This is a genomic window from Cellulomonas hominis, from assembly GCF_005239125.1.
In the GTDB taxonomy this organism is placed as follows: Bacteria; Actinomycetota; Actinomycetes; order Actinomycetales; family Cellulomonadaceae; genus Cellulomonas; species Cellulomonas hominis_A.
In genome coordinates this window covers 1-8,211 of sequence record NZ_SZYE01000179.1, presented here as the reverse complement: position 1 = coordinate 8,211, position 8,211 = coordinate 1, and the positions used below count along the sequence as shown (strand labels likewise).

Below are 8,211 nucleotides of genomic sequence, written 5' to 3'. Positions count from 1 at the left end.
GATGCTCCGCGAGCGGTGCGAGCGCGTCGTGGTCGCGGACGCCGGGTCGGCGCCGACGGCCGGCGCCGCCGCCCGGGCCCGCGTGCGGCGCCTCATGCGCACCTCGACGGCGCGCCGCGGCCTGGCCCTGGTGCACCGGTTCGGCCCGTTCGCGGTGACGCTCGCCTACCTGACCGTCGGGGTGCAGACCGCCGTGTTCGTCGGCTCCGGGATGCTCCGGATGCCCTACCCCCGGTTCCTCGCGGCGTCCGTCCCGGGGAGCGTGGCCTGGGCGTTCGTGTGGGGCACCGTCGGCCTCGGCGCGGTGTGGGCGGCGGTCCGGCTGGCGACCGCGTCGCCGTGGGGCCTCGCGGCGGTGCTGCTGGTGCTCGCGGCGCTGGTGACCTGGCTGGTCGTGCGCCGGCGCACGCGGGCCCGCCGCGCAGCCGGGCGGCGGGATGCCGCCCGCCGGGCCGCCCGCGCCGACCAGCTCGCCTGACGCCCGCCACCCCGCCGCCGGGGCGCGGCGGGGTGGCCGACCCGCCCACGGGGTACTCGACACGTCGAGCGAGTAGTCGGCGGGTACTCGCTCGACGCGTCGACTACCCCCTCGCCCCGCCGTCCGTGCTCCCGCCGCGCGACGGGTGCAGCGTGATCCTCGACCCGGCCTCGGCGCTGCCGATCCGGCTCTGGCTCGCGATGGTCCCGGCCGGCAGGTCGGAGGCCGTGCTGCCGCCGATCACCGCCTCGAACCCGGCCCGCCGCAGCGCCTCCACCGCGGCGTCCCGGTCGAGGCCCACCACCGACGGCACCGACGACGAGCGACCGAGCCGGGCCTGGTCGGTCACGGGCGTGAACGCGGGGTTCGGCTGCCCGTCCGCGAGCGCCGCGTCCATGAAGCCCTTCCACGCCACCCCGGCGAGGGTCGCGCCGTACACGTGCCGGTACCGGCGGCCGTCGATCACGACGTCCTGCATCGGGGTGAACGAGTCCGGGTGACCCACCCAGGTGGCCGCCGCGAGCCGGGGCGTGTAGCCGACGAACCAGGTCTGCTCGTTGCGGCTGGTGGTGCCGGTCTTGCCCGCCGCGGCGTAGCCCGGCGTCCCGAGCGACCGCCCGGTGCCCTGCCACACGTGCCCGAGGGCGTGGTTCAGGGTGGCGGCCACGTCCGGGTCGATCGCCTGCGCGCACCCCGCGTCCGGCACCGGCAGCGCGGCGCCGTCCGCGTCCAGCACCGCGGTGACCGCCACCGGGGTGCAGGAGACGCCGTCCGCCGCGAACGCCGCGTACGCCCCCGCGAGGGCCAGCGGGGAGGTCGCCTCGGAGCCCAGGACGTTCGCGGCGTAGGCCCCGAACGGCTCGCCCTCCCGCCCCTGCGAGGACTGCGTGACGCCCAGGTCCGCGGCGCCCTGCATGATGTCGCAGAGGTCCAGCTGCATGGCCATGGACAGGTACGCGAGGTTCACCGACCGCTGCGTCGCCCGGAGCACCGACATCCGGCCCGCGCCGCCCTCGGAGTTGCGCACCGGCCACGTCTGGCTCGGCAGCCGGGACCCGCAGGCGGTGAACTGGTTCGTGTTGAGCGTGCGGGCCGTGCCGTCGACGGTCATCCCGAGGTGGTGGCCCTGCTCCAGCCACTCCAGCAGCGTGAACGGCTTGAGGGTCGAACCGGGCGCGAAGCCGCCGGACCCGCCGTAGGAGAACGAGGTGCCGTAGTTCACCGACACGGCCGACCCGCCGGCCTCCGCCGTGTTGTCGAAGGTGCGGTTCTGCGCCATCGCCACGACCCGTCCGGTGCCGGGCTCGACGACCACCATCGCGGAGCCGACGCCGGAGCGGTCGTCCACCGGCACCCGCGCCTTCACCTGCTCGTCCGCGAGCGCCTGCAACCGGGGGTCGAGCGTGGTGGTGATGACCAGACCACCCCGGTACAGCAGGTCGGCCCGCTCCTCGGGCGTCTCGCCGAACGCGGGGTCGTGCCGGATCACCTGCGTGACGTAGTCGCAGAAGAACCCTGCCCCGGGGATCGAGGCGTCCGCCGCCATGCAGCCGCTGCGCGCCTCGCTCACCCGCAGGGTGTCCGCGACCGGGGTGGCGACCGCGGCGTCGTGCTCCTCCGCGGTGATGTACTCCTGGTCGCGCATGAGCATCAGCACGGTGTTGCGGCGCTGCTCGGCGGCCGCCGGCGACCGGGTGGGGTCGAAGGTGCGCGGGCTCTTGGTGATGCCGGCGATCGTCGCGGCCTCCAGCACGTCCAGCTCCGCCGCGGACGTGCTGAAGTACCGCCGGGCGGCCGACTCCGCGCCGTACACCCCCACGCCGAACGGCGCGATGTTCAGGTAGCTCTCCAGGATCTCCTCCTTGGTGAGCTCCTGCTCGAGCGCGACCGCCAGCCGCGCCTCCCGGAGCTTGCGGGCGTAGCCCTCCGCCCCGTCGGCCTCCTGCGCGGCCGCCACCCCGGCGTGGTCGCCCTCGCGGGCGGAGTGCTCGATGAGCACGTTCTTCACGTACTGCTGGGTGAGCGTGGACGCGCCCTGCTGGGACCCGGTCAGCTGGTTCTGCACGAGCGCGCGGGCCATGCCGGTGGGGTCGATGCCGCCGTGGTCGAAGAACCGCCGGTCCTCGGTCGCCACCACGGCGTCCCGCAGGTGCACGGACACCTGGTCCAGCGGTACGACCACCCGGTCCTCCGCGAAGAACTCCGCGATCGGGGTGCCGTCCGCGGCGGTCATCACGGACCGCTGGGACAGCGGGCGGCGCTCCAGGTGCGAGGGCAGGTCCTGGAGCATCTCCTCACCGAGTCCGGTGGCCGTGCGCGCGGCCGCCGCGACCGGCATCAGCGTCCCGGCGAGCAGCAGCCCACCGGTGCCCGAGGCGAGCACGAACGCGAGCAGGAGCGCGAGCACCTGCGTCGGGGTCACGTGGACCCGGGAGGGACGTGTCATGCCGCGACGCTAGGAAGCGCAGCGGCACCCGGTGCCCGGCGGAGTGCCCGGCGTAGGTGGACCCGCGGGGGCCCGCGGGAGGCGGGGTGAAGACGCCGTGCCCACCTACGCAGCGACCGCCGTGGGTCAGGCGGTGGCGGGCTTGTCGACCGCCCCGCCGTAGCGGCGGTCCCGGCGCGCGTAGGTCTCGACGGCGCGCCACAGGTGCCGGCGGTCGACGTCGGGCCAGGGCTCGTCCAGGAACACCAGCTCGGCGTACGCGGCCTGCCAGATCATGAAGTTCGACGTCCGCTGCTCCCCCGACGACCGGATGAACAGGTCGACGTCCGGCAGGTCCGGCTCGTCGAGGTAGCGCTGGATCGTCTTCTCGGAGACCTTGTCCGCCTTCAGCCGGCCCGCCGCCACGTCCTGCGCGATCGCCTTCGCGGCGTCGGCGATCTCCGCGCGCCCGCCGTAGTTCACGCACATCGTCAGCGTGCAGGTGGTGTTGCCGGCGGTCAGCCGCTCGGCCTCCTCCAGCTCGGAGATGACGGAGCGCCACAGCCGCGGCCGGCGGCCGGCCCACCGGACCCGGACCCCCCAGTCGTTCATCACGTCCCGGCGGCGGCGCAGCACGTCCCGGTTGAAGCCCATGAGGAACCGCACCTCCTCGGGCGACCGCGACCAGTTCTCGGTGGAGAACGCGTACGCCGACACGTGCTTCACGCCGATCTCGATGGCCCCGGCGACGACGTCCAGCAGCGACGCCTCGCCCGCGGCGTGCCCCGCCGTGCGCGGCAGCCCCCGGGCGTTCGCCCACCGGCCGTTGCCGTCCATGACGATCGCGACGTGCTGCGGGACGAGCTCCCGGGGCAGCACGGGCGGGCGGGCCCCGCTCGGGTGCGGGGGCGGCGGAACCGGCATCAGATCCTCTCGACCATGGGGAGCGAGCGCAGCGTGCGCTCGAGGTGGAACTGGGAGTACGCGGAGACCAGGCCGTTGCCCTCCTTGCGGTGCCGCTCGGCGGACGCGTCGGCCACGGGCCAGTCGCCGACGAGCAGGGCGGACAGCAGCTCGAACGTCTCCCGGGCCGGGGCGGTCGCTCCCGGCGGGCGGCAGGACGTGCACACGGCGCCGCCCTGCGCGACCGCGAACGAGTGGTGCGGCCCCGGCCGCCCGCAGCGCGCGCAGTCGGTGAACGACGGGGCCCAGCCCGCGATCGCGAGCGCGCGCAGCAGGTAGGAGTCCAGCACCAGGCCCGGCGCGTGCTCCCGGGCCGCGAGCGAGCGCACCGCGCCGACCAGCAGCCAGTACTGCTGCAGCGCGGGCTCGCGCTCGGCCTCGACCAGCCGCTCCGCGGTCTCCAGCATCACGGTGCCGGCGGTGTACAGCGCGTAGTCCTCGCACACCGGACGGCCGTACGCGCCGAGCGTCTCCACCTGGGTGACCACGTCCAGGTTCCGGCCGGTGTTCAGCTGCACGTCGATGTGCATGAACGGCTCGAGCCGGGAGCCGAACCGCGAGGTGGTGCGGCGGACGCCCTTGCCGACCGCGCGCACCTTGCCGTGGCTGCGGGTCAGCAGGGTGACGATCCGGTCCGCCTCCCCCAGCTTGTGGGTGCGCAGCACGATCGCCTCGTCGCGGTAGAGGCTCACGCCCCCATCATCCCCCGCGGGCCCCGCGGAGCGCGCACGTGTTCGCCGACCGCGTGCCGCGTCCGCCCCGAACCTCCACCCGGACGCGGCGACGCCCGGCCCCGCGGCCGCGCGCGGGTGGGCGCGGCGGGCGGGACCGGGCGCTGGGGCCGGTCGGGGGTGGCGCCGGCCCCGTCCAGGGGGCCCGCGCGGGATCAGCGGGTGGTGGCGGCCTCGCGCTCGGCGCGGTTGACGGCCGAGATGATGGCCTTGAGGGAGGCGGTCGTGATCGAGGAGTCGATCCCGACGCCCCACAGGGTCCGGTCACCCACGGCGCACTCGACGTACGCGGCCGCCGCGGCGTCACCGCCGGCGGACAGCGCGTGCTCGGCGTAGTCGAGCACCTGCACCCGGGCCCCGACCTGGTCGAGCGCCGCGACGAACGCCGCGATCGGCCCGTTGCCGGACGCCTCGACGGTGCGGTCCACGCCGTTGTCCACCAGGTCGACGGCGAGCGTGTCCGGGCCTTCCTCGGCGCTGGTGGTCCGGGTGCCGCGGAGCGCGAACCGGCCCCACGCCTCCAGGTCGGACGCGGAGTCGACCGGCAGGTACTCGTCGGTGAAGATCCGCCACAGCGCGTCGGCCGTGACCTCCGAGCCGTGCGCGTCGGTGTACCGCTGCACCACCTGGGAGAACTCGATCTGCAGGCGGCGCGGCAGGTCCAGGTCGCGCTCGGACTTCATCAGGTAGCTGATGCCGCCCTTCCCGGACTGCGAGTTGACCCGGATGATCGCCTCGTACGACCGGCCCACGTCCTTCGGGTCGATCGGCAGGTACGGCACGGCCCAGACGATGTCGTCGACGCCCTTGCCCTCCGCGGCCGCACGGGCCTCCATGGCGTCCAGGCCCTTCTTGATCGCGTCCTGGTGCGAGCCGGAGAACGCGGTGAACACCAGGTCGCCGCCGTACGGGTGCCGCTCGGGGACGGCCATCTGGTTGCAGAACTCGACGACCCGGCGGATGTGGTCGATCCCGCCGCCCACGGCGAAGTCGATCTCCGGGTCGACGCCCTGGCTGAACAGGTTCATGCCCAGGGTGACCAGGCAGACGTTGCCCGTGCGCTCGCCGTTGCCGAACAGGCAGCCCTCGATGCGGTCCGCGCCGGCCAGGTAGCCCAGCTCCGCGGCGGCCACGGCCGTGCCGCGGTCGTTGTGCGGGTGCAGCGACAGCACGACGTTCTCGCGGTAGCGCAGGTGCCGGCCCATCCACTCGATGGAGTCGGCGTACACGTTGGGGGTGGCCATCTCGACCGTCGCCGGCAGGTTGATGATCACCGGCTTCTCGGCCGTCGGCTCGAACACGTCCAGCACCGCGTTGCAGATCCGGACCGCGAACTCCAGCTCCGTGCCGGTGTACGACTCCGGGCTGTACTCGTAGAACACCTCGGTGTCCGGGACGCTCTCCTCGAACTTCTTGCACAGGCGCGCGCCCTGGACCGCGATGTCGACGATGCCGTCCTCGTCGGAGCGGAACACCACCTCGCGCTGCAGCACCGACGTCGAGTTGTACAGGTGCACGATGGCCTGCTTCGCGCCGGCGATCGCCTCGTACGTGCGCTCGATCAGGTGCTCGCGGGACTGGGTCAGCACCTGGATGACGACGTCGTCGGGGATGCGACCCTCCTCGATCAGCATCCGGACGAAGTCGAAGTCGGTCTGCGAGGCGGACGGGAAGCCGACCTCGATCTCCTTGTAGCCCATCTGCACGAGCAGCTCGAACATCGCCAGCTTGCGGGCGGCGTTCATCGGCTCGATCAGCGCCTGGTTGCCGTCGCGCAGGTCGACCGCGCACCAGCGCGGGGCCTTCGTGATCTGCTTCGTGGGCCAGGTGCGGTCCGGCAGCTCGACGCGGATCTGGTCGGCGAACGGGCGGTACTTGTGCACCGGCATGCCGGACGGCTGCTGGGCGGCGCGGGTGTGGTAGCTCATCGGGGGTCCTTCGCTTCGCGGGGTGCTGGGGTCAGCCGGCGCACCGAACACCGCGACGAGGATCCGGCCTAGAGGGCCTCGTCGCGGCGGCGAAGGAGGAGGCTGCGAAGCGTGAGCACGGTTCGACTGTACTCCGCACCACCCGGCGGACCGCAACCGCTCAGCATGCGGACGGCTCAGGTCAGCAGGATCAGCTCGTCCCGGCTGCGCAGCACCAGGTGCCCGCCGACCGCCGTCACCGAGCGCACCCCCTGCTCGATCGGGAGCACCCACTCCAGCGCGCCGTCGGCCAGCCGCCGCGCCTCCATCGTCGGCGTCCCCGTCCCCGACCGCCCCGCGCCGAGCACGACCGCGCCGTCGGTGAGCGGGGCCCACCACATGAGCACCCGCTCCGGCGACTCCCACTCCACGGTCCCCGTGCGCGCGGCGACCACCTGGTAGCCGTCCACCCCGAGCAGCAGCAGGTGCCCGCCGGCCTGCAGCCGCACCGCGCGGTACGTGTCGTGCCGCCACAGCTCGGCCCCGCTCGGGATCGACCGGGCGCTCAGCGTGCCGCCCTCGTCCATCACCAGCACGTCGGGCGGGTCACCGTCGGAGGCGGTGACCGCCGGGAACAGCGCCCGCGACGTGAACAGCGCCCGCCCCGTCCGGTCCCGCACCACGCCCCCGTCCCCGCTCGACCAGGTCCCGAACACGTCCCGGGACAGCGACCCCACGACGAACGACCCGCGCGGCGACGCGGTCAGCTCCTCGCCGTCGACGGCGTCGAGCACCGTCGCCGACCAGCCCTGCAGCAGCACGAACGCGTCGTTCACCCGCAGCTCGGAGCCGCTGACGATCCCCTCGCGCAGCCGCAGCGGGCTGCTGCCGCGGTACCACCAGACCCGGTGGCCGTCGGCGCCCGCGTACCGGCCGACCCGTGCGTGCCCGTCCGCGCCGACCCGCAGCACGACGAGGTCGTCCCCGATCCGCTCCACCGCCGCGAGCCGGCCCGACACCGTCCACCGGCCCAGGACGTCCCCGGTGGTGGCGTCGAGCGCCGAGACCTGCGCCCACCGCTCGTCCGGCGCCGGGAACGGCACCGTCCCGTGCCCGCCGCCCCCGGGGACGACCGGTGGCTCGACGACGCAGAGGACGACCGGGCCTACGTCCGACGCCGCGTGCGGGCAGCCCGTCAGCGGACGGGTGCCGGCCACCGGGCCGAGGTCACGGGTCCAGAGGCGCTCCCCGGTGTCCTCGTCGTACGCCGCCACCCCGAACCGGCGGTCCCGCACCCCCGACACGACCAGGTCGCCGGACGCGGCCAGCACGTCGGCGGACCGGGCGACCGGGACCCGCCACCGCGCCCACGGCGGCCCGTCCAGCGGGGCGAGCATCCCCGGGGCCACCACCGCGGGGGCGTCGGGCGCGGCAGCACGGCCGACCAGCGCGCCGGCGACGACCAGGCCGAGCACGACCACCAGCGCGACCCACCGGCGCCGGTGCGGCCGTGCGGGCCGGGAGGGGCGGGCCGCGGGTGGGTCCTCCGGCGGGGCGGGCGGCAGCCATCCCCGAGGGCGGAGCGGTTCCCGCACGTGCGGTGGGCCGACGTCCAGCCCGCCTCCGGGCGGCACGCCGACCAGGTCGGCCGCCTGTGCCCGAGGTGCGCGGCCGGGACGGGGCAGCGACGGGACGAGAAGCGCTGGC

At 74.8% G+C, this 8,211-nt stretch carries 6 protein-coding genes; 1 reads left to right on the top strand and 5 read right to left on the bottom strand.

Going from position 1 to position 8,211, the window contains the following annotated elements; translation table 11 throughout:
- On the top strand, window positions 1-478 hold a 478-nt coding region (locus tag FA014_RS16230), incomplete at its 5' end, for a DedA family protein (RefSeq protein WP_195969326.1).
- A 103-nt stretch (window positions 479-581) separates the two neighbouring features.
- Here the strand turns inward: FA014_RS16230 and FA014_RS16225 are convergent.
- From FA014_RS16225 to FA014_RS16205, 5 genes are all read right to left on the bottom strand, one after another.
- Window positions 582-2,924, bottom strand: coding sequence for a penicillin-binding protein (locus FA014_RS16225; RefSeq protein WP_154730685.1), 2,343 nt, complete (start codon window positions 2,922-2,924; stop codon window positions 582-584).
- Window positions 2,925-3,050: 126 nt separating this feature from the next.
- Entirely contained in the window at window positions 3,051-3,827 is a 777-nt protein-coding gene (locus tag FA014_RS16220) for an isoprenyl transferase (RefSeq protein WP_154730684.1), read from the bottom strand.
- Window positions 3,827-4,558 (bottom strand): DNA repair protein RecO, encoded by a 732-nt coding sequence (gene recO / locus FA014_RS16215; RefSeq protein ID WP_154730683.1) that lies wholly within the window; start codon window positions 4,556-4,558, stop codon window positions 3,827-3,829. The genes FA014_RS16220 and recO overlap by 1 nt, the downstream gene beginning before the upstream one ends.
- Before the next feature lie 194 nt (window positions 4,559-4,752).
- Window positions 4,753-6,525: a 2-isopropylmalate synthase gene (gene leuA, locus FA014_RS16210; protein ID WP_154730682.1), complete on the bottom strand. Its 1,773-nt coding sequence runs from the start codon at window positions 6,523-6,525 to the stop codon at window positions 4,753-4,755.
- A gap of 176 nt (window positions 6,526-6,701) precedes the next feature.
- Window positions 6,702-7,985, bottom strand: a complete 1,284-nt coding sequence (locus FA014_RS16205) for an outer membrane protein assembly factor BamB family protein (protein ID WP_154730681.1) — start codon at window positions 7,983-7,985, stop codon at window positions 6,702-6,704.
- Window positions 7,986-8,211: the final 226 nt, after the last annotated feature.